The organism is Vibrio sp. HI00D65 (assembly GCF_001635455.1).
Classification (GTDB): domain Bacteria; phylum Pseudomonadota; class Gammaproteobacteria; order Enterobacterales; family Vibrionaceae; genus Vibrio.
In genome coordinates this window covers 1-19,561 of the sequence record NZ_LWEH01000007.1, presented here as the reverse complement: position 1 = coordinate 19,561, position 19,561 = coordinate 1, and the positions used below count along the sequence as shown (strand labels likewise).

Below are 19,561 nucleotides of genomic sequence, written 5' to 3'. Positions count from 1 at the left end.
TTCAACTCCTATCAAAGCCAGTAGCGTTGACCGCTATTGGCTTTTCTATAAAGCTAGAAACTAGTCTTGCTTCTCTTCTGCTACAACACGGGAGTTATCTGGCGCTGCAAAGTGTTCTGAAAGCTCTTTGTTCGACACAATGTAGCCAATCCACAGTGCGCCTAAACAAATTACAACTGCAATACCTGTTGCACTTAGTGCTTGGCTTGCCATTGCTGCTACCAATGCGCTTGATAGACCGCTGATGCTGATTTGCAAGCTATTCTGTAGACCAGCTGCTGTTGCTGGGCTTTGTTTCGCACTTGATAGAGCACGGTTTACCACGATTGGGTAAAGTGCGCCATTTGCTGCGGCAATCAGACAGAAGGGTGCAAGTAGAGGCCAGATTGATGTCAGTTCCCACTGTGATGCGATAAAGATAAGCATTGCAGCAACGCTGAACAAACCAATCAGATTTCTTAGTACCACGCCATCGCCATATTTCTTCACTGCTTGCTTACCGAAGTAACCACCCGCCATGAATGCGATCGTCTGTGGGATGAAACTCAGACCGATGTCTTTTGCTTCGTAGCCCAGCTGAGCCATGATCTCAGGCATACCCGTCAGGTAAGCAAAGAATGCTGCAGAAGCCGATGCAAACATCAATACGTTACCCACGTAAGGCTTCGATTTAAGCAGCATCTTGATATCAGTTTTCACTGATGTTTGCTTTACTTCTGGCGCTTCTTTTGGTTGAGCCATAGTGGTTGCCACTAGCAGCGCACCCATTAGTGTTAATGTCACGAAGATGCTGTGCCAGCCAAAGTTATCTGCCAGCAGTACACCAAGTTGAGGTGCCAGAGCTGGAGACAGTGCCACCAAAGGCATGATGGTTGCAAAAATTTGTTGGCTGCTGCTCTCAGAGTAGCGTTTGATAACCATCGCTTGCCAGATTACCGCTGGTGCACATACGCCAATCGCTTGAATGAAGCGCAGCGTCAGTAGGTGCCAAACTTCAGTACTGAATGCCAAACCGAACGAAGCGGCAGTGAAAATAAGAAGACCAACCGCTAGCGTATTACGGTGACCGTATTTATCACTCGCCAATCCCCAAAGCAGTTGACCCATTGCCATACCACCAAGGAACACAGTAAGAGATAGTGCTATCTGCTCGGGGCCGGTTGCGAAATCGATCTCCATCGCCTTAAATGCAGGAAGGTACATATCGGTCGCGATAAAACCTAGCATTGAAAGTACTGCAAGGTAGACCAATTGAAATTTAGAAATATTCATAAGATGCCATTACGCTAAAAGTAGTGATGTTTTTATCATCAAAAAAATTGTTTGATATACAGAGGTGAAGGTCCCTGTTTATTAGTGCTGACATTCTATTTTTCGCATATGATAAAATAAAACGCTAAAATATGTGGTTATCAATCAAAAAATTTGAATGCTTATGTTCTCTAAATCCTCTTTAGAAATGCTCGACACGGTAGCGCGTTTAGGTAGCTTTACTGCTGCGGCGGAGCAGTTGCACAAAGTGCCCTCGGCGATCAGCTATGGTGTTAGACAGGTCGAACAAGAACTGGATGTGCTACTTTTCAGGCGTTTACCGAGAAAGGTCGAGCTCACTCCGGCAGGTGAATTGTTCATTGAAGAAGCGCGTGCACTACTGAGGCAAATGGAAGAGGTCAGTGCCCAGACTCGTCGGGCAGCCCGTGGTTGGAAGAAAACTTTGCGTCTCACGCTCGACAATGTGGTGAAGCTCGACAAGATGAAGCCGATGATTGAAGAGTTCTATCAAACCTTTGAGTTTGCCGAGCTTCAGATCAACATGGAGGTATTCAACGGCTCATGGGAAGCGATTGCACAGGGCAGGGCGGATATCGTGATTGGCGCGACCTCTGCGGTACCAGTGGGTGGCGATTTTGAAGTCAAAGACATGGGGCAACTAGATTGGGCGTTTGTAATGTCACCAAGTCACCCGTGTGTTCGCGAACAGAACCTCTATGAAGAGTTCGTGAGCCAATATCCAGCTATCTGTTTGGATGACACCTCAAGCGTGCTGCCTAAGCGCCACACTGGCCACTACGCCAATCAAAGGCGTTTACTGTTACCTAACTGGTATAGCGCTATTGAATGCCTGAAGAATGGTGTTGGAGTGGGGTACATGCCAAGGCATATTGCCGCGCCGATTATCGAGCAAGGTTTGCTGGTGGAGAAAATTTTGCCAGAACCAAGCCCGTTGAGTCAGTGCTGCTTGGTGTGGCGAAAAGACGAAAACCACAAATTGATCGAGTGGATGGTCAACTATTTAGGATCCAGTGAACAACTTCACCGAGATTGGTTGGATCATCGCAAAATGATCTAGTTGAAAGATCTTTGTCGGCAAGATCAAAAAGAGCGAGTGAAAACTCGCTCTTTTGTTTTGGTAACTCGCTCTTATGACAAGAAGAACTTGTAAGAAGGGTTATCGGTTTCATCTTTACACTGATAACCAAGCTCTGTGAGGTGAGTAGAGAAGTGAGCCAAATCATCATCATCCAGTTCGAAGCCACATAATACACGGCCGTAATCAGCGCCGTGGTTACGGTAGTTGAACAGGCTGATATTCCAGTGAGTACCTAAGGTATCAAGGAACTTAATCAATGCACCTGGGTATTCTGGAAACTCAAAGCTGTATAAGCGCTCTTTCAATGGTTTTGATGGCTTGCCACCAATCATGTAGCGAATGTGCAGTTTTGCCATCTCATCATCAGATAGATCGACGACCGGGTAGCCACCTTCACGCAGGTCGTTGATGATGTGATCGAGTTCTTCTTGCCCGCCATTGAGACGTACACCGACGAAGATGTTCGCTAGGCTGTCATCGTTATGACGGTAGTTAAACTCAGTCACAGCACGGCCGCCAATGATATTACAGAACTCTAGGAAGGCACCTTGTCGCTCAGGAATCGTAACCGCAAGCAGACCTTCACGCTTCTCACCCAATTCACAACGTTCAGACACATAGCGCAGACCATGGAAGTTGGTATTCGCACCAGATAGTACGGTTGCCAGTTGCTTACCTTGCAATTGGTTCTGCTCAGCAAACTTCTTCAAACCTGCCAGAGCAAGCGCTCCTGAAGGTTCAGCAATCGCACGAGTGTCTTCAAAGATGTCTTTCACCGCAGAGCAGATCTCATCGCTAGAGACAGCAATGTGACCATCGATGTACTGCTGACACAGACGGAAGGTCTCTTCACCAATGCGCTTAACCGCAACGCCATCGGCAAACATGCTGACTTGATCCAGTACTACTGGCTCACCCGCATCTAACGCTGCTTTCAAGCAAGATGAATCTTCGGGTTCAACCGCGATGACTTTAATCTCAGGCATCAGCTGCTTAACCAGCACTGCAACACCAGCAGCTAAACCACCACCACCGACAGGCACAAAGATGTAATCCATATGACCATTTTGCTGAAGCATCTCCATACCCATGGTGCCTTGTCCTGCGATCACCAATGGGTGATCGAAAGGAGGCACAAAGGTGTAGCCATGTTCAGCGGAAAGGCGCTCTGCTTCAGCCTTCGCTTCATCAAAGTTGCTGCCGTGCAGAACTACGTTACCTCCAAAGCCACGTACAGCATCAACCTTGATGTCTGGTGTAGTTTTTGGCATCACAATCGTGGTATGAATACCAAGCTTAGAACCGGACAGCGCCATACCTTGAGCATGGTTACCCGCCGATGCTGCAATCACACCTGCGGCTTTCTGCTGCTCTGAAAGGCTTGATACCATGTTGTAGGCACCACGTAGCTTGAACGAGTGGACCGGCTGACGGTCTTCACGCTTTAGCTGAACCTGATTACCAATACGAGCACTTAAGCGAGGCATCTCTTGCAGAGGTGTCACGATTGCAGCTTCGTAAACTGGTGCTCTCAGGATCTGACGCAGGTAATCTGCACCAGTTTGTTTTTGGGGACTGACCGTGTCATCACTCATAGATTAGCCCTCAAGCTTCGACTTATCACGCACCGCGCCTTTATCGGCACTGGTCGCCATGCTTGCGTAAGCTTTTAGCGCGAATGAGACTTCACGCTGACGATCTGCTGGTTTCCAGCCCTGTGCATCCTGCTTAATGCGACGTGCTTCTAGTTCTGCTTCAGGCACATCAAGTGTGATCGAACGGCTAGGGATGTCGATAGTGATGATGTCGCCATCTTGAACCAGGCCGATAGTACCGCCACTTGCTGCTTCTGGAGAAGCGTGACCGATAGATAGGCCCGATGTACCACCAGAGAAACGACCATCCGTTAGTAGTGCACAAGACTTACCTAAGCCCATCGATTTTAGGTAAGTCGTTGGGTAAAGCATCTCTTGCATGCCCGGACCACCTTTAGGACCTTCGTAACGGATAACAACGACTTCACCCGCTTTTACTTTACCCCCTAAGATACCTTCTACGGCTGTGTCTTGGCTTTCAAATACGATAGCTGGACCTTGGAATTTCAGGTTCTCTTCATCAACGCCTGCTGTCTTAACTATACAACCGTCAACGGCGATGTTACCTGAAAGTACCGCTAGGCCACCTTCTTGGCTGAATGCATTCTCTTTAGTACGGATACAACCTTCTTTGCGGTCGTTATCAAGGCGATCCCAACGACAATCTTGCGAGAAGGCTTTAGTTGTACGAATACCTGCTGGGCCCGCGCGGAAGAACTTAAGTACCGCTTCGTCTTCTGTCTGCATGATGTCGTATTGAGCAAGCTGCTCTTGCATACTCAGGCCAAGCACGGTGCGAGTTTGGTTATTCAATAGGCCTGCACGGTCTAGTTCACCTAGGATAGCCATTACACCACCAGCGCGGTGAACGTCTTCCATGTGGTATTTCGGTGTTGAAGGAGCAACTTTACATAGGTGTGGAACACGGCGAGACATCTCGTCGATATCACCCATATCAAAGTCGACTTCACCCTCTTGAGCCGCTGCCAATAGGTGAAGAACAGTGTTACTCGAACCACCCATCGCGATATCTAGAGCCATCGCATTTTCAAAGGCAGCGCGGTTCGCGATATTGCGAGGCAGTGCTGATGCGTCATCTTGCTCGTAGTAACGCTTAGTCAGGTCAACGATACGTTTACCGGCATTGATGAATAGCTCTTCACGGTCAGCGTGGGTTGCTAGCATAGAACCGTTACCTGGCTGAGATAGGCCAAGCGCTTCGGTTAGACAGTTCATTGAGTTAGCCGTGAACATACCTGAACATGAACCACATGTTGGACATGCAGAGCGTTCTACTTGCTCACTTTGCTCATCTGAAATTGTTGGATCGGCACCTTGGATCATCGCATCAACAAGGTCTAGCTTGATGATTTGATCGGAAAGCTTGGTTTTACCTGCTTCCATTGGCCCGCCTGATACAAAGATCACTGGGATGTTTAGGCGCATAGCCGCCATCATCATTCCCGGAGTGATTTTGTCACAGTTAGAGATACATACCATCGCATCCGCACAGTGAGCGTTAACCATGTACTCGACTGAGTCTGCGATAAGCTCACGTGATGGCAGTGAGTACAGCATGCCGCCGTGACCCATTGCGATACCATCATCAACTGCGATAGTGTTGAATTCTTTAGCGATACCGCCCGCTTTCTCGATTTCACCCGCAACCAATTGGCCCATATCTTTAAGGTGAACGTGGCCTGGTACGAATTGAGTGAAAGAGTTTACAACTGCGATGATTGGCTTACCGAAGTCATCATCTTTAACGCCAGTTGCACGCCATAAAGCGCGCGCACCAGCCATGTTGCGTCCGTGGGTAGTCGTTGCTGAACGATAGATTGGCATTGCTTAAATCCTTATAAAATATTTGGCTGTTGCTTACTGATTTTCTGAAGTTTGGTTTTCTGGGTAAACATAGTCTAGCCAGCCCCATTTATCTTCAGTGGTACCATTGAAAAGACCAAAGTAAGCCGCTTGAACTTTTTCAGTGATAGGACCGCGTTTGCCTTCACCTACTGTAATTTTGTCTACACTGCGAACTGGAACAATTTCCGCTGCTGTGCCTGTCATGAAGACTTCGTCGGCAAGGTATAGCGCTTCGCGAGCAATGTTCTCTTCACGGATCTCATAACCCATGTCTTTTGCTAGCGTCATGATTGAATCACGCGTGATACCCGGCAGAATTGCACTGGTCGCTGGTGGTGTGGATAGCACGCCATTACGTACTACAAAGATGTTTTCACCTGCACCTTCAGAAAGATAACCATCGACACTGAGAGCGATACCTTCATCGTAACCATGACGGCGTGCTTCACCACCAACCAGTAGTGATGAGAGGTAGTTACCACCCGCTTTCGCAGCCGTTGGGATGGTGTTTGGAGCTGCACGGTTCCAGCTTGAGATCATCGCATCTACGCCATTTTCTAGCGCTTCTTCACCTAGGTAAGAGCCCCAAGGGAAAGCGGCGATGATTAGGTCCATCTCCGTGTTTTCTGGAGGGCATACACCCAAACCAACGTTACCAACAAAGCCTAGAGGGCGGATGTACGCAGACTCTAGCTTGTTTTGACGTAGTGTTTCACGAGTCGCTTCCATAATTTCTTCCTCTGTATAAGGAATCGGGAAGCGGTAAATTTTAGCTGAGTCTTTCAGGCGCTTTGCGTGCTCTGGGTGACGGAAGATCACCGGACCTTTTGGCGTGTCGTAGCAACGAACACCTTCAAACACTGAAGTACCGTAGTGCATTGCGTGGGTTAAGACGTGAACGTTCGCCTCTGCCCAAGGAACCATTTCACCGTTAAACCAAATATAGTCTGCCGTTTTTGCTGTCATGTTTTCGGTTCCTTATGCACTTATCTTTTGTTGTAAGTTGTTGTTTGGCAATTCATTACGACTGATAGAGATAACGTCAACGGTACGCACATCCCACAGTTTTTCGATTTGATTGACCAAGAAGGAGATTGGACGCTCACTGTCGACAATGATCTCAACGCTGGCGATCTTGCTTTCATGGTTCTGAGTGCCGGCTACTTGCTTAACGATGAAACCACGGTGACGAATAACACGAAGAACACGCTCTAGTAGTACTGGCTTATCATCGGCTTTGATGTCTAATAGGTATCTTTTCATGTTATGTGTTCTCCAACATATCACTGTTTGAAGCACCTGGCGGTACTAGTGGCCATACGTTCTCTTCTTCATCGATAAGAACATGAAGTAAGTAAGCCGTCTTGCTCTCAAGCATCTCTTTTAGAGCGGGTTCTACTTCTTCTTTGCGAGTGATGGTCTTGCCTGGAATATCGAACGCTTTTGCAAGCATAACGAAGTCTGGGTTGTCATCTAAGATGGTCTCACTATGGCGACCATCAAAGAATAGCGATTGCCATTGACGAACCATACCCAAGCGAGAGTTGTTTAGCAGTACCATCTTCACTGGGATCTGGCGGCGCTTTAGCGTACCAAGCTCTTGCACATTCATCATGAATGAGCCATCGCCAGAGATAAGGATAGATTGGTCATCAGGACGGCCAACCGAAGCACCCATAGCGGCTGGTAAACCAAAGCCCATGGTGCCTAAACCAGCAGAGGTGATGAAGTTCTGTGGATCGCGAGGTTGAATGTGTTGCGCAGCCCACATTTGGTGTTGGCCCACATCGGTTGAAACGATAGAGCTTGCTGGCATCATGTCTGACAGCTGTTTCAACAGCAGTGGAGCAAAGATCAGATCGCCAGGGTGATCATAGCGCCACTTGAATGAGCTACGTAGGCCTTCTGAGTGGTGAACCCAAGAAGAGATATCCTGAGTAAGCTCTAGTTGAGGCATGATCTTGTTGATGTCACCACGAATTGGCGCATTAGCCAGACGCAGTTTGCTGAACTCAGCTGCATCGATATCGATATGGATAACCTTAGCGTGAGGTGCAAAGGTATCGAGCTTGCCAGTTACTCGGTCATCAAAACGAGCACCAACAACAATCAATAAATCACTCTCTTGAACCACTAAGTTAGCGGCTTTGGTGCCGTGCATACCTAACATGCCTAAGTAGTGTGGGTCATCACGCTCAATGGTACCTAAACCTTTTAATGTACTTACTGCTGGCATTGGGTTTAGACGTAAGAACTCACGAACTGCGTCGGTAGCTTTTGCTAGTTGCACACCACCACCTAAGTATAAAACAGGGCGGGTTGCTTGAGATAAGAAGTATTGTGCCTGCTCAATAGCATCGGTTGTCGCAACTGGAATTGCAGGAGGAGTAAATTCCGGAAGAGAGTTAACAGGAGCTTCAGCCAGTTGAACATCTTTTGCGATATCAACGATAACGGGGCCTGGTCGGCCAGATTTTGCTACCACAAACGCTTCAGCTAGTGTTGGAGCTAGCTCTTCAATGTCGGTGACTAGGTAGCTGTGTTTAGTACATGATAGAGACATACCAATCACATCCATCTCTTGGAATGCATCGGTACCTATGTGGGAGCTTGCAACTTGACCTGTGATTGCAACCAGTGGGATAGAATCCATAAAGGCATCGGCTAGGCCTGTGACTAGGTTAGTAGCACCAGGGCCTGAGGTTGCCATACATACTGCCACATCTTGTGTTGCACGAGCCATACCTATCGCAGCCATTGCTGCGCCTTGCTCATGGCGACATAAGATATGTTCAACTCCACCGTCATAAAGTGCATCGTAGATTGGCATGATGGCACCACCTGGGTAGCCAAATACGGTCTCTATTCCTTGCTGCTTCAGTGCGGATACGACTAATTCTGCGCCTTTCATCGGAATTCTCCCGTATTACCTTTATTTTGGTAACTTTTTCCTTTGTCTCTGCACATCTTGTGCTCCCATTCTTCCTGTAAATCGGCAAAGCCGAAAATGTTCAAAAATATAAAAATCGAATCTATAAATTAGAAAAAACCCCCGGACTTGTCAGTGCGGGGGTTTTTTCTAATTCGTGGTTACTTTTTTCCCACCCGCCCCCGCGCAGTCTCAATAATGACTACGATAATCAGGTTAATCAGTGCGTAAATGCGAGTGTTGAAGTTCATATAATTCGAGTTTTCTTATTTATTCTGTTCAGTAAATGTCTACATCTCTAGTGTTATCACACAAATCTGTCGCATGACAAGGAAAATGTCATTCTTTTTTCACATTAAAACACCATTTCACCAAGCTATATAACAATCTCATTGCTTTGGTGCGCACCGAATATCCAGAGCGAATACTTTTAAATCAAAGACAAAGGAAAGTTATGGGACTCGCGATAATTCATAGCCGGGCTAGTGTGGGGGTAGAAGCGCCAGAAGTGACGGTTGAGGTGCATATCAGCAATGGAATGCCGGGGTTCACGCTGGTGGGGTTGCCTGAAACGACAGTCAAAGAGTCTAAGGACAGAGTCAGAAGTGCCATCATCAATTCTCGCTTTGAGTTTCCATCGAAAAGAATCACGGTCAACCTTGCTCCAGCGGATTTGCCAAAAGAGGGCGGGCGTTTTGATTTACCGATTGCGCTTGGAATCTTAGTTGCCTCTGAGCAACTACCTAACTCCAAGATCGCGCAACATGAGTTTATTGGTGAATTGGCATTGTCTGGAGAACTGCGCTCAGTGAAAGGGGTGCTGCCAGCGACACTGGCTGCTGATAGTGTCGAGCGCTGCTTAGTTGTGCCGCATCACAATGGTGATCAGGCGGCCCTAGTGGGTAAGGGGGCCCATAAGTCGGCCCAAAGCCTATTGGAAGTTTGCGCAGATATGTGTGGTCAGGCTCAACTGGGTTTGTATCGTACTGAGCAACATCAAGTCGATGTGTCTGAGCTTCGCGACTTGCAGGACATCATTGGCCAACAGCAGGGTAAGCGAGCATTAGAGATCGCAGCGGCGGGTAACCATAACTTACTTTTTCTCGGACCTCCCGGAACGGGCAAGACTATGTTGGCGTCTCGTCTACGTGATTTATTACCTGACATGAGTGATGACGAGGCGATGGAAACTGCATCGGTGGCTTCGTTAACCCAGCAAGAGATTAATCAGTACAACTGGAAGCAACGTCCGTTTCGCGCACCACATCATTCGAGCTCAATGGCTGCGCTGGTTGGTGGTGGCTCTGTACCTCGACCCGGAGAGATATCTTTGGCGCACAATGGCCTTTTGTTTCTTGATGAGATGCCCGAGTTTGAGCGCAAGGTGCTCGATTCATTGCGTGAGCCACTGGAGTCGGGTGAAATCATTATCTCGCGGGTGGCGGGTAAAACTCGCTTTCCAGCGCGTTTCCAGTTAATTGGTGCATTAAATCCAAGTCCAACCGGTTACTACGAGGGCAATCAAGCACGCGCTAACCCACAGATCATATTGCGCTACCTCAACCGACTATCAGGGCCGTTGCTTGACCGATTTGATATGTCTCTCGAAATTCCACTTTTACCCAAAGGAATGCTCGCCGAAGGTGGTGATCGCGGCGAGACCACCCAAGTAGTAAAGCAAAGAGTTAAGCTGGCTCGTCAAACCATGCTGTCTAGGAACCAAAAATCGAATGCACTGCTCGGTAGTCGAGAAATTGAAAAGTACTGCCCATTGAGACGCGAAGATGCGGAGTTTCTCGAAACAGCACTGCATCGTTTAGGATTATCGATTCGCGCCTATCACCGAATCATCAAGGTCGCACGAACTATTGCTGATCTGGATGGTAACGAGCAGATAGAAAAGAAACACTTATCGGAGGCTCTCGGTTATCGCGCGATGGATAGATTATTGAAGCAACTTACGGCACAAGCTGTATAGTGAAAAGCAGGAAAAAAGCCTGCATAGATGCAGGCTTTGGTTTGATAGTGCATCCGTATCGGCTGGGGTTAGAACTTGTAGTTCAAGCCAACAGAAACAATGTATTGAGACTCATCATAGAAGGTAATATTCGAGTCGCTCGTACCGTAACCTGCAAGAGAAACGAACGACCAGTTTTCCCAATCCATGAATTGATCATATTCATATGCTGCGAATAGGTTGATGTTGTCATCACTGCGCTTCTTTTGGAAAGTCATGCTGCTTGCATCGTAAGAGCGCTGATTGTAACCCGCTGTTAGTGCGTATTGGTGACGACCTATACCACCAAACAAGCTAACCTCACCACCGAACTGTTCGAACGATGCCGCATCGCCTTCTGCATCACTGGATTGATAAATTAAAGACGGCACTAACATCATGGTGCTGCTGATAGGTTGGCGATACTGACCTTTTATGTAGAAGGTATCGGCATCGCGCTTTAGTGCGTCTTCAACTAGATCGTTTTTCACATCTTTAATTGCGTAAGCCATATCTAGTGAGAACGCAGAGCCAGCAATACTTTCTAGTTTTAGACGGAACGCATTACCGGTTTCATCGGTTTTACTACGAGATGAGCTCGTTTTGTATGGATCAGCCCAAGTTTCACCAGACATTATCGTCGGCAGAATGGATGCGTCAATCACCATGCCAGAATTAAGCTGGTATTTATAACCTAACTCAAGCACTACAGTACCCGTTGCCACGTCATCACGTGCAGTACCAGTATAAACCTGATGGTTTAGCGTTTCACCAAAGGTATAAGCAATGTGGCCGAGAGGTGAAACTAAAAATGAGCTATCAGACGAAGCTTTTTGATTGGTTGAGGAGATCTTACTGTCAGCGTCGGTATTAAAGTTTGAGGTCGAAGATGTGACACCTGTGTTGATAGAGATTTCACCACTGAAGCCTTGCTCATCAGCAAGCTTGGCAAATGCGGGCGCAGCGGCAACACTAAGCGCTAATAATGTATATTTGATTTTCATTCAGAGGCTCCTTGCCCCAGTGATCGGTAGCAATAAATCGATATTGATAAAAAGCTGTAGAAAACAATAACGCCTAAAAGTTCACTTTATCGTGTGTCTTATAAGTGTTGACTGAACCGTGTCCCCAAACAATATTTTTGTGAGAGATAACTAAAAAGTGCCTGGTGCAAAAAAGGAAGCCAAAGCTTCCTTAATTTGGATTTTGATTTTTTACTTTTTCAGTAAGAAGTTAACCAATTCGAAGTATTCATCTAGGCCGTTGATGCCTTGTGCTTCTACTAGGTAACGATTATTTACTATAACGGCAGGAACACCAGAAAGGCCGCTATCTTTGAATGCTTTATCAAAGCGACGAACCATGGAATCTACTGCAAAGCCGTTGTAAGCCGCATCAAACTTCTTCGCATCAATCCCTTCATCTATAAAGATTTGACGCAGTTCTGCTTCATCGCGTGGTGGCTTGCGCATATTGTGAATGCGGTTAAACATCACTGGTACCATTTTGTCTTCGACTTTTAGTGCAATCATAGTCGCGTAAGCTTTGCTCATTGGCAGGCCCATCTTGCCACCCATGAATGAAACATGGTTTTTCTGCAGCGTAGCGTCTTTCGGTAACTGCTGTTTTAGCTGCTGGATGATAGGTTCAAAGCTATTACAGTGTGGGCAGTAGAACGAGAAGAATTCAGTTACCATAGGTTTCTTTGATGCTTTTAGATCAAGAACTTTATAGTGCTCACCTTCGTTAAATTTCGCAGCGTGAGCTGACAGGCTCAACATGATCAATGAGAAAAATGCGAATAGCTTTTTCATTTATTCAATCTCCATTATGTTTGAATTTTTATCTAGTTATATGTTGCGATTGCGGTTACCACTGAGGCATTAACGAAAGTGGTGGCTCTTGCAGGGTAGCAATTTGTTCTTTACAAGCAAGTACTTGTTGCTCCCAATATTTAGGGTCATTGAACCATGGGAAGGCCAACGGAAACGCTGGATCGTCCCATCGCTTAGCTAACCATGCCATGTAATGCACCATACGTAGACCGCGCAGGGGCTCAATTAGTTTCAGTTGTGAGCTATTAAAATCGCAAAACTCTTGGTAATTCTCTAGCAGAATATCCAGTTGCATCAGCTTATCTTGGCGTTCACCATTCAGCAGCATCCATAGGTCTTGGACGGCTGGGCCGTTACGTGCATCATCGAGATCGACGAACATTGGTCCATCGCGCCATAAGATATTACCTGGGTGGCAATCACCATGCAGGCGGATGTTCTCAACGTTGTTCGGCCATTGACTCTCTAACTCTTTGATCAGCAAGTCGATGTCGTTAAAGAAGGCGTTCTCTAGATGCATCGGGATAAACTGAGAGTTTTCTAATATCTTACGTGGTTGATGCAGATATTCATTTAGGCTGATCGTCGGACGATGCTGAAAGGTTTTCGCTGCACTCGCCTTATGAATTCTGCCAAGGAAACGGCCAACGCCTTCTAATTGATCCAGATTATCTACTTCATACTGTCTGCCACCGACGCTCTCAAATAGCGCGAACAGGTAGCCTTGATACTCATGCAAGGTAGCACCATTGATACGCATTGGAGGCGCGATGGGAATTTCTTGGTCGATGAGCTCTAATGCAAAGTCATGCTCTTCTTGGATCTGTGCTTTGTTCCAGCGCTGAGGGCGATAAAACTTAACGACGTAGCGTTTACGGTCTTCATCGGTGAATTGATAGACCCGGTTTTCGTAGCTGTTCAGAGCAAGGAGCCCGGACTCAGCTCGTACCCCAATGCTCTCCAGTGCGTACCACATGAAGTCGGGGGTCAGGTTATCAAAGTTAAAGGCTTGCATCGTCATATAATAAAAAAGGCTCATTACTGAGCCTTTTTCCATTTATTAGGTGTTATACCAATCGTGTGTGATTAGTATCAGAGCTTCTTGATAAAGCGGCTTTCTACTTCCATCGTAAACTCTTCATTATCCGAGAGTATAAACTGAATTGTCGAAACAGGTGAGCTCAGTTTCTCAGGATCGGCACCTAAACTGATAGGTAGGTTCAAAACCTCGCCCGGAGCAACCGTCACGGTCTGCTTGCCGTACCAAATTGAACCTGGTAATCCGTTGACTTCGAGCTTGTACTCTTGTTCTTGTTGAGTCTTATTGATCACTTTGAGGGTATAGGTGTTTTCAACCAGCCCTTGAGTGTTGACTCTGAACAGTTGGTTTCTATCACGCAGAACGCTTAATCCTGCTGGGTCGACGCTAGCGATTTGTACAAAGAACAAGCCAAGCATAAGAACAAGTATTGCACCATAGCCCAATAACTTAGGACGCATTACTTTAGTCGATCGTCCTTCAAGCCTATGCTCCGTAGTGTAGTTAATCAGTCCTTTGTCATAGCCCATACGCTCCATGGTCTTATCACAAGCATCAATACACGCACCACAGTTAATACATTCGTATTGCAGGCCGTCACGGATATCAATGCCCGTCGGACACACTTGCACACACAAGTTACAGTCAATACAGTCGCCAAGACCAAGCGCTTTTGGGTCCGCCTTGCGAGAACGAGGGCCACGGCTCTCACCACGCTTGTTATCGTAGCCTACGATGAAAGTATCTTTATCAAACATCGCAGATTGGAAGCGAGCATAAGGACACATGTGCAGACACACAATTGAACGCATCCAACCAGCGTTGGCATAAGTACAGCCTGCGAAGAACAGTACCCAGAACACAGGCCAGAACGAAGAGTTAAAGGTAAAGAAACCAACCACTAGTTCTTTGATTGGAATGAAGTAACCAACAAAGGTTAAACCGGTCGCAATCGCAATCGCCCACCACGCAATGTGCTTGATGGTTTTTCTGATCATCAGGTTGGTGGTCAACTTGCCAGAATCTTGTTTTCTTCGCTTATTGGCAGCACCTTCCAGTTTCTCTTCGAACCAGATATACATGAAGGTCCATACGGTTTGCGGGCACAGGTAACCACACCAAACACGGCCTAAAAAGGTGGTGATAAAGAACAGGCCAAAGGCGGCAATCATGAATAAGATCGCGAGTAGGGTTAGATCTTGCGGGTATAACGTGGTGCCGAAGAAGTTGAACTGCTGGCTACCGATATCGAGCAAGATTGCTTGTCGCTCTCCAAATGGAATCCATGGGGTCAGCGAAAAAAGTAAAAGTAAGAACCAACCGCCGTAGCGGCGTAATTGTTGGAATTTACCTTTGCTTTCTCGAACATAGATTCGGTTATTTGGGTTAAAGCGATCTCCATTACCTTTATGTGTCTTAGGGTTAAAGGTTTTAGGAGTCACATCTTTGATATCGATTTTATCCTGACTCATGGACTATCCTTTTGGTGGCTATACCCTTCTTCGAGAGTATTGACGACATTGCTTTAAAAATATGATGTGAGAGGATCTAAGTTTAAGTTTGGTGCAAGGCTGAAAGAGCACTCACTCTTATTATTTTAGAAGACCCTTATGGGTGGCGATTATAGCGACAATCTTGTTGTCATTTCTTTAACGCAATCAACCTTTAACAACAAAAGTCATAACAGTTGTGACGAAAAAATAGCGAACAGAAACAAAAAAGCGACCGAGTGGTCGCTTTTTTAAATTGAGCTATTTATCTATAGCGAGATCGCGTTTTAACACATAGAGATGATTAAAGTAGGCCACGTGCTTTTAGGATTGCGGTTTTGAAATCGTCTTCTTGGTCTTTTTTAAGGCCTGGAATCATTTCATCTTTCTCGCTGTTGCGCATTTTCAGATGGTAGATAAGCACATCGTCAGTCAGGTCTTCAAGCTTGCCATCGTAGCCTGCTTCTTTTGACAGCTTAATGATGAACTCCAATAAGTTAAGCTCTTGATCTTTTTGCCACTCAGACTCCATCAGTTCAAGCAGTTCTTCTATGCGGTGACACTTCATACTTTATTCTCCACAAATTTTATAATGATTTGTGGTTAAGGTATCAAATCGGTTAAGGAATACCAACGTGCAAACGCATTTCCAGAGTATGTCAGGCAAGAAAAAAGCGCAGTAAAAACTGCGCTTTTTGTTAAGCGGCTTTAATTTCTTTTGTTGTAGTCGGTGCTAATAAAGCAGTCTTCTCAACTAAAGTCATTGTAGGAGCCAATTTTTTTGCCGTTGGAGTAGCAACAAAGCCACTACGACGACGCATCGCACTACGGTTGGTGTGCGAGAACCTGACAGCTGTTGGGCGCATTAATTTACCTAACGGTCAGGCATATCCATTGCCAATCTAATGGCCTGATTCACTATGAGATCCGCCTCAATTGCTTAAAGAGTCACTCGTCTGGCTTCCGCCAATCCGAATAGTAAATCAGGATAATGATATGCATGCATACCGAGTATCAGATTATCACTATCTCAGTTATCGATCGACGCTTGAGTGATAAATAGACGATATTAGAGCTAAAATTGTGTGAGCAGTATATTTGAGTTTGAACCTCTTTCAGGCTTAAGATGATGCTTTAAAGGAGGTGCATATGTCGTTCTTAAAGAAAACGTTAGCAAGTTTTGGTATTGGGTCGGCCAAGGTCGATTCTGTATTGCAACAGGAAGTGCTGTACCCAGGGCAGAAGGCGAGCATTATTGTGCATGTGTATGGTGGCGCCCAGCCGCAGGAGATCGACAATATCGATCTTAATCTGTGCTGTCGTTACGTCAAAGAAGTCACCATGAACTCGCAAAGGCAAGAGGGCGGTCAAACACGCCGCATGCAGCAGAAATACTCACTAGCAAAATGGAGTCTGCCATACGCGTTTGTTATTCAGCCGGGTGAAACTCGCGACTTTGAGTGTGAGTTTGATGTTCCGTTGAACACACCGGTGACGATTGGCGATTCCAAGGTGTGGCTGGAAACAGGGTTAGACATCGCGATGGCGATTGACCCCTCGGATAAAGATATCTTAACGGTTCGCCCTGATGCACTCCTTGATGGCATTTTTAACGAACTGGAAGCTCAAGGCCTACGTATTCGTCAGGTTGAGTGTGAGGCGGTTGATGGCTTTGAACTACCATTTGTTCAAGAGTTTGAGTTTGTTCCAACTACTGGGCCTTACCATGGCCGCTGGCGCGAGTTGGAAGTGGTTGCTCATCGAGATGACAAAGAACTTAAGCTATGGTTTGAAATAGACCGCAATCGCGATGGGGCAAAAGGTATGTTGGCAAGCTTGCTAGGCATTGGCCAATTGCATCGACAGTTGAGCGTTCCACTCGATACCTCCCCAGAAGAGGCGGGTAAGATGGTCATTGAGTACCTAGAAAACGCGTCTTAGTGTTTTCTTAATAAATGATGTTTAAGGGATCGGTTGTCTCTGATCTTCTGAAGTTCTACATGTCATAAAAATTTAAGCTTACACGTGTACGCTTAATGTGTAATACTAGCGTTATCGAACATTTACTCTAGTAGGATAATCATGTCTGCATCATCGGCGAGCGAATACAGTGACATCGAAGAACGCGCCAATGCGATAACCCATGGCTTGGGCGTTGTACTTGGCGTGGTTGGTCTAATCCTGCTACTGATCCGTGCGTTTGACCATCAAGCCGACACACTGACGATTACCAGTATGGCGGTGTATGGCAGCAGTATTATCCTGTTGTTTCTTGCTTCTACGCTTTACCACTCTATCACTACCGAGAAAACCAAACGCCTGCTGAAAACTCTCGATCACTGCGCGATTTACCTACTGATAGCAGGCAGCTACACACCATTCTTACTGGTTAGCTTAAGAACGCCACTAGCGATGGGCTTGATGGCGGTGATTTGGGGAATTGCACTGGTCGGTATTATTATGAAGATAGCCTTCGTCTACCGATTTAAGCGCTTGTCATTGGTGACTTACTTAGCAATGGGCTGGTTGTCACTGATCGTGGTGTATCAACTGGCGATGAATATTGATATGGGCGGCTTGGTGTTGTTAGCACTCGGTGGCGTGATTTACTCGTTAGGTGTGATTTTCTATGTAGCTAAGCGCATCCCTTACAATCATGCCATCTGGCACTTGTTTGTGTTGGCGGGTTGCGCTTGCCACTTCTTCGCGATCTATCTGTACGTGACCCCGGTTTAGCGAGTCAGTACTTCAACGATTTCTGCTTTAATTTGGTACTCAGGGTACTGCTCAACCTCTAGCTTGATCGAGGTGCCTTCAGCATCCGTTTTTGGCCGAAGGTAGGTATCTGCTATACGCTTGATTGATTTCCAAACGGAGACCGTTTTCTCTTCTAAAAGCTCACCGCTGGCAGAATAAAGGTCGAGCTTTACCGATACCAAGATCACAGCTTGTGTGCTTTGGTTGGTAATCGCCGTTGGGATAATCAGCTCACCATCTTCATAGTGGCTAGCACCGAGTACCACATCAACCCCTGATTGTGACAGCTGCAGGCTTGGCTTCTTGCTATCAACAACAATCGTCGTACCTTGCACATTCGTTGCAACCGGAACGGCGACAACAGGTGCGGCAGCAACAGGCATCGTACTTTTTGACGTTACTGCTTCTTTGGTTTTCTGCTGTGGTGCCATGTATTGCCACGTAAAATCATCTTTCAGCAATATCTGTTTGCCATCTTGCAGAGTCACCATCTGATCGGCCAATGCCGAACTGCTCAGCAGTGCGCTTGCGATAAGTAGGTATGATCTCATCTCTATATCCTTAAGTATTTGTGTAACTAGCGTCGCCAGAAGGCTGGGAAGAATAGAACGATAAGCGTCAGGATCTCGAGTCTTCCCATCAACATGCCGAAGCTTAGTAACCATTTAGCACCGTCTGGCAGTGGAGCAAAGTTACCTGTTGGACCGATAACACTACCCATTCCTGGGCCTACGTTAGCAACTGCCGTCACAGCACCAGAGATACTGGTGATTGGGTCCAATCCCATCGCACTCAAACCGCCAGCGATTAAGATAATCGTAATAAAGAACATCAAACCAAATGCTACCAATGAGCGCACGATATCGTCGCTCACAGGACGTTGATTGTAGCGTTGAACAAATACGCCTGATGGGTGAATCAACTTCATCATCTGTTTGTGAAGCATCGTCATCGCTATCTGGAAGCGGAAGATCTTGATACCACCCGAGGTTGAACCTGAACATGCGCCAGCCATCATCAAGAAGGCAAACAAGGTGGTGGGTAGAGCGCCCCATGCTGTGAAGTCTTCCAAACCAAAACCGGTAGTGGTGACCACGGATACGATGTTGAACATAGAAACACGCAGTGCATCCAAAACGGTGTAGCCATCTCTCACCACTAGCCATGCTGAAATGACTACACTGGTGAACAAGAATAGGTAAGTGAAGCCTCTCACTTGAGCATCTTTGTAGAGGATAGACAGTTTTCTACCGCGCAATGCGCTAACAAAAAGTAGGAACGGTAAGCCACCGAGGAACATGAACAGAGTGCCCACCCAGTGAGCGCTATTTGAGAAGTGGTTCATCGAGCCATCTGAAGTCGAGTAACCGCCAGTCGATAGTGTGGTAAACGAGTGGTTGATGGCATCAAACACGCTCATGCCTGCAAACAGGTAGCTCACTAGGCATAAGCCCGTTAATACGAGATAAACCGCTACGATGTTCTTGGCGACTGTTTTTGCTCGAGGGCTACTTTTATCGGACCAATCGGAAGACTCAGTTTGGAATAGGCGCATACCACCGACGTTGAGCATCGGCAGTACTGCCACCGCCATTACGATGAAACCAATGCCACCAAGCCATTGCAGTATTGAGCGCCACAGCAGAANACNNAAGAAGCAGTAACGTCAAAAAGTACGATGCC

At 46.6% G+C, this 19,561-nt stretch carries 17 protein-coding genes and 1 pseudogene; 4 read left to right on the top strand and 14 right to left on the bottom strand.

The window, feature by feature from the left end:
* Nucleotides 1-60: 60 nt before the first annotated feature.
* The gene (gene punC / locus A3712_RS02315; RefSeq protein ID WP_063522119.1) at nt 61-1,272 is read right to left on the bottom strand and encodes a purine nucleoside transporter PunC; all 1,212 of its coding nucleotides are present in this window, start codon (nt 1,270-1,272) and stop codon (nt 61-63) included.
* A gap of 163 nt (nt 1,273-1,435) precedes the next feature.
* On the opposite strand from punC, the gene punR reads away from it, so the two are divergent.
* Complete coding sequence (gene punR / locus A3712_RS02310; protein ID WP_063522118.1) at nt 1,436-2,350, top strand: DNA-binding transcriptional activator PunR; 915 nt, start codon at nt 1,436-1,438, stop codon at nt 2,348-2,350.
* A gap of 71 nt (nt 2,351-2,421) precedes the next feature.
* On the opposite strand, the gene ilvA is transcribed toward punR, so the two are convergent.
* Genes ilvA through ilvG form a run of 5 tightly spaced genes read right to left on the bottom strand, consistent with a single transcriptional unit; the run spans nt 2,422 to nt 8,743 of the window.
* The gene (gene ilvA, locus A3712_RS02305; RefSeq protein ID WP_063522117.1) at nt 2,422-3,966 is read right to left on the bottom strand and encodes a threonine ammonia-lyase, biosynthetic; all 1,545 of its coding nucleotides are present in this window, start codon (nt 3,964-3,966) and stop codon (nt 2,422-2,424) included.
* Nucleotides 3,967-3,969: 3 nt separating this feature from the next.
* Nucleotides 3,970-5,811 (bottom strand): dihydroxy-acid dehydratase, encoded by a 1,842-nt coding sequence (gene ilvD, locus A3712_RS02300; protein ID WP_063522116.1) that lies wholly within the window; start codon nt 5,809-5,811, stop codon nt 3,970-3,972.
* A gap of 33 nt (nt 5,812-5,844) precedes the next feature.
* Nucleotides 5,845-6,798 (bottom strand): branched-chain amino acid transaminase, encoded by a 954-nt coding sequence (locus A3712_RS02295; protein ID WP_004739309.1) that lies wholly within the window; start codon nt 6,796-6,798, stop codon nt 5,845-5,847.
* A 12-nt stretch (nt 6,799-6,810) separates the two neighbouring features.
* On the bottom strand, nt 6,811-7,095 hold the full coding sequence (gene ilvM, locus A3712_RS02290) for an acetolactate synthase 2 small subunit (protein ID WP_004739310.1): 285 nt from the start codon (nt 7,093-7,095) through the stop codon (nt 6,811-6,813).
* 1 nt (nt 7,096) lies between these two features.
* Nucleotides 7,097-8,743: an acetolactate synthase 2 catalytic subunit gene (ilvG, locus tag A3712_RS02285; protein ID WP_063522115.1), complete on the bottom strand. Its 1,647-nt coding sequence runs from the start codon at nt 8,741-8,743 to the stop codon at nt 7,097-7,099.
* A 472-nt stretch (nt 8,744-9,215) separates the two neighbouring features.
* On the opposite strand from ilvG, the gene A3712_RS02280 reads away from it, so the two are divergent.
* Nucleotides 9,216-10,739, top strand: a complete 1,524-nt coding sequence (locus A3712_RS02280) for a YifB family Mg chelatase-like AAA ATPase (RefSeq protein WP_063522114.1) — start codon at nt 9,216-9,218, stop codon at nt 10,737-10,739.
* A 68-nt stretch (nt 10,740-10,807) separates the two neighbouring features.
* Here A3712_RS02280 and A3712_RS02275 read toward each other — a convergent pair whose 3' ends face one another.
* The 6 genes from A3712_RS02275 to A3712_RS27660 all read right to left on the bottom strand — a co-directional run bounded on the left by A3712_RS02275 (nt 10,808) and on the right by A3712_RS27660 (nt 15,987).
* Entirely contained in the window at nt 10,808-11,761 is a 954-nt protein-coding gene (locus A3712_RS02275; RefSeq protein ID WP_063522113.1) for a DUF2860 domain-containing protein, read from the bottom strand.
* Between the two features lie 210 nt (nt 11,762-11,971).
* The gene (locus A3712_RS02270; RefSeq protein WP_004739316.1) at nt 11,972-12,571 is read right to left on the bottom strand and encodes a thiol:disulfide interchange protein DsbA/DsbL; all 600 of its coding nucleotides are present in this window, start codon (nt 12,569-12,571) and stop codon (nt 11,972-11,974) included.
* A 55-nt stretch (nt 12,572-12,626) separates the two neighbouring features.
* Complete coding sequence (locus A3712_RS02265; protein ID WP_063522112.1) at nt 12,627-13,613, bottom strand: serine/threonine protein kinase; 987 nt, start codon at nt 13,611-13,613, stop codon at nt 12,627-12,629.
* A 71-nt stretch (nt 13,614-13,684) separates the two neighbouring features.
* Entirely contained in the window at nt 13,685-15,103 is a 1,419-nt protein-coding gene (gene ccoG / locus A3712_RS02260) for a cytochrome c oxidase accessory protein CcoG (RefSeq protein WP_063522111.1), read from the bottom strand.
* Nucleotides 15,104-15,425: 322 nt separating this feature from the next.
* A complete protein-coding gene (locus tag A3712_RS02255; protein WP_063522110.1) occupies nt 15,426-15,689 on the bottom strand; it encodes a YihD family protein in 264 nt (87 codons plus the stop codon).
* A gap of 130 nt (nt 15,690-15,819) precedes the next feature.
* Complete coding sequence (locus A3712_RS27660; protein WP_197465784.1) at nt 15,820-15,987, bottom strand: hypothetical protein; 168 nt, start codon at nt 15,985-15,987, stop codon at nt 15,820-15,822.
* Nucleotides 15,988-16,270: 283 nt separating this feature from the next.
* On the opposite strand from A3712_RS27660, the gene A3712_RS02250 reads away from it, so the two are divergent.
* Together A3712_RS02250 and trhA are read left to right on the top strand one after the other, a co-directional pair.
* Nucleotides 16,271-17,062: a sporulation protein gene (locus A3712_RS02250; RefSeq protein WP_063522109.1), complete on the top strand. Its 792-nt coding sequence runs from the start codon at nt 16,271-16,273 to the stop codon at nt 17,060-17,062.
* Between the two features lie 141 nt (nt 17,063-17,203).
* Complete coding sequence (gene trhA, locus A3712_RS02245) at nt 17,204-17,857, top strand: PAQR family membrane homeostasis protein TrhA (RefSeq protein WP_063522108.1); 654 nt, start codon at nt 17,204-17,206, stop codon at nt 17,855-17,857.
* Here the strand turns inward: trhA and A3712_RS02240 are convergent.
* A complete protein-coding gene (locus A3712_RS02240) occupies nt 17,854-18,429 on the bottom strand; it encodes a DUF3157 family protein (RefSeq protein WP_063522107.1) in 576 nt (191 codons plus the stop codon). The two genes, trhA and A3712_RS02240, sit on opposite strands and share 4 nt — an antisense overlap.
* 26 nt (nt 18,430-18,455) lie before the next feature.
* Nucleotides 18,456-19,523, bottom strand: a pseudogene (locus A3712_RS02235) (TrkH family potassium uptake protein); the annotation flags it as partial.
* Nucleotides 19,524-19,561: the final 38 nt, after the last annotated feature.